This is a genomic window from Azonexus sp. (assembly GCF_036170495.1).
GTDB lineage: Bacteria > Pseudomonadota > Gammaproteobacteria > Burkholderiales > Rhodocyclaceae > Azonexus.
Window position 1 is genome coordinate 1 of the sequence record NZ_JAVHPH010000192.1, and the last position, 1784, is coordinate 1784.

The window sequence follows — 1784 nt, forward strand, 5'->3', positions numbered from 1 at the left end:
AGCGATTCGGGGGGGATGCAGAATTCATCGAGCGGCAGGCGAATTCGTTCGAGGAGGTCGATGCGGTCGAATTCCCGGGCCGACAGGTTTACGCCCAGCCGGAGCTCGTTGAAACCTTGTTGCTTCAAGTAGGCCAGTTGGGCACAGGCTTGGCGCAACACCCAGTCGCTGATGGTGATGATCAGCCCGGTCTCTTCGGCAATCGGGATGAAAATATCCGGACTGATCATGCCGGCGCTCGGATGCTGCCAGCGGATCAGCGCTTCAACGCCGACCACCTTGCCGGTGCTGGCATTGATCTGCGGCTGAAAGTGCAATTCGAACTGATTGCCTTCCTTGACCGCTTGGCGCAGGTCGTTTTCCAGGGACAGGCGATCGAGGTGAGCGGTGTGCATATCCGGCTCGAAAGCCAGCGCGCCGTTTTTTCCCTGCGCCTTGACCTGGTACATCGCCATGTCGGCACAACGAATCAGGTCTTCGGCCGTGGTGCTGTTGTCCGGGTAGACGGCGATGCCGATGCTGGTCGTTGCCAGGAACTGGGTGCCGCCCAACAGGAAGGGTTTGCGCAGTTCGGCGAGAATTTTCTCGGCAACGACTTGGGCATCTTCGGTGTTGCCGATGGTCGGCAGCAAGGCCGTAAATTCATCGCCGCCCTGGCGCGCCAGGGTGTCCCCGGTGCGCAGGCAACTGCGCACGCGGGCGGCGAATTTGCGGAGCAGTTGATCGCCGATCTGGTGACCATAGGTGTCGTTGACCAGCTTGAAACGGTCGATGTCGAGGAACATCACGGCGAGTTTTTCCTGGCGCCGCAAGGCTTGCGCCATGGCCATCTCGAGCCGGTCGACGAACAGGATGCGATTGGGCAGCTTGGTCAGCAGGTCGTGAAATGCCTGGAAGGTGATGGTCTCTTCAGCTTTCTTGCGTTCCGAAATGTCGCGCGCCACGCCCGAGGTGCCGAGGAAAGCTTCCGAGGATCCGCCCGGGCCGGTTTCGTAGACGCCTTGCGAACTGAGGATGGCGGTCATCACCGGGCCGCTACCGGTACGCGGCATGGCCGGCTTCGGCTTGAAGCGGACCTCAAGGTTGCTCGTGGCGCGCTCGCCGACCCGCCTTTCGTTGAAAGCATATTGGACATGGTCGTGGTCGCGCGGGTCGACGACCGTGGTGTAACTTTGCCCGACCAGTTCGTCCGGCGCGTAGCCGAGCAAGGTGCTGACGCGCCCGTTAATGAAGGTAAAGCGGCCGGCACGATCGAGCGTAAAAATCAGATCGGGCGATTGCTCGACGAGGAAGCGGTGCAGTTGCTCGGAATGCTGGAGCTGCGTCGAGACGATGGCGAGTTCCTGGTCGCGCCGCCGATTGGCCAGGGCGCGATCAACGGCGAGGATCATGTCGTTCGGATCGCAATCCTTGCGCAGGAACTCGAAGGCCCGGTGGCGCAGGGCGTGAATCGCCGAGTTGATCGACTTGTCGGCACTGAACACGATGACCGCGGCGTCGATCTTGCAGGCGCTCATCCATTCCATGATCTCGAAACCCGAGATGTCGGGTAGCCGCAGATCGAGGATGACCAGGTCCGTCTTCCCCTCCTTGAGCCGGGCAATGGCTTCCTGCCCAGTGCTCGCTTCGGCTATGGAACGCCGGTCCCCGGCCAGTAATTCCGTGTAGGCGCGGCGAAAGTGCGGCTCATCGTCGACGATCAGGATGTTCTGCTGCGCCTGGATGGCCGGCACCCTGGCCAGTTCGTACAGGGCGGTGATGGCGTTCATGCGCTGCTGTCCGCA

Annotated in this window: 1 protein-coding gene; it reads right to left on the reverse strand. The window is 61.6% G+C overall.

The genetic code is table 11. The annotated features are described in order from the left end of the window. The coding region (locus ADADOO_RS06490; RefSeq protein ID WP_511276022.1) for a putative bifunctional diguanylate cyclase/phosphodiesterase at positions 1-1769 on the reverse strand (1769 nt) is incomplete at its 3' end. Between the last annotated feature and the right edge of the window lie 15 nt (positions 1770-1784).